The following is a 642-nucleotide window of genomic DNA, read 5'->3' as shown; positions in this document are numbered from 1 at the left end:
AAAGCCAAAAATACTCACTCCATCAAATCTCGTATAGGTGTAAATGTTCCTAAAGTTAATTTAGAAATGGATTTTATTTCTCCTAAAGATTATCAAGATATTGTTTTTGCTGCCCAACAAGATTTTGATTATATTGCTGCTTCATTTGTTAGAAGAGCTCAAGATGTCAAAGATATTAGAAAAATTTTACAAGAACAAGGAAATTCCAACATCCAAATTATTTCTAAAATAGAAAATCAAGAAGGTGTTGATAATTTAGAAGAAATCATTCAAGAATCAGACGGTATTATGGTTGCAAGAGGTGATTTAGGAATAGAAGTTGATGGCGAATTAGTACCACTTTACCAAACACGTATGATTACTAAATGTTTAGAATACGGCAAACCAGTTGTAGTAGCTACTCAAATGTTAGAATCTATGCAAAGAAATCCGCGTCCAACCAAAGCTGAAACTTCTGATGTCTTTAATGCAGTTAGAGAAGGCACCACCTTTACTATGCTATCGGGCGAAAGTGCTTCAGGTGAATATCCTGTAGAAGCTGTAACTTATATGAAAAAAATTAATTATCAAGCTGAAAAAGTAGTTAATTATCAAGCTTTATCATAAGTATACCAACTTAAAAACTCCAAAGAAAACCTTTTA

At 31.9% G+C, this 642-nt stretch carries 1 protein-coding gene; it reads left to right on the top strand.

Annotation, left to right across the window (positions count from 1 at the left end; genetic code table 11):
- Window positions 1–606, top strand: a 606-nt coding sequence (locus OYV_RS04245) for a pyruvate kinase (protein ID WP_042068486.1), incomplete at its 5' end; no start/stop codon positions are given.
- Between the last annotated feature and the right edge of the window lie 36 nt (window positions 607–642).

Source organism: 'Chrysanthemum coronarium' phytoplasma (assembly GCF_000744065.1).
Lineage (GTDB): Bacteria > Bacillota_I > Bacilli_A > Acholeplasmatales > Acholeplasmataceae > Phytoplasma > Phytoplasma asteris.
The sequence above is the reverse complement of the archived record's forward strand: the minus strand, read 5'-3'. Positions and strand labels throughout refer to the sequence as shown.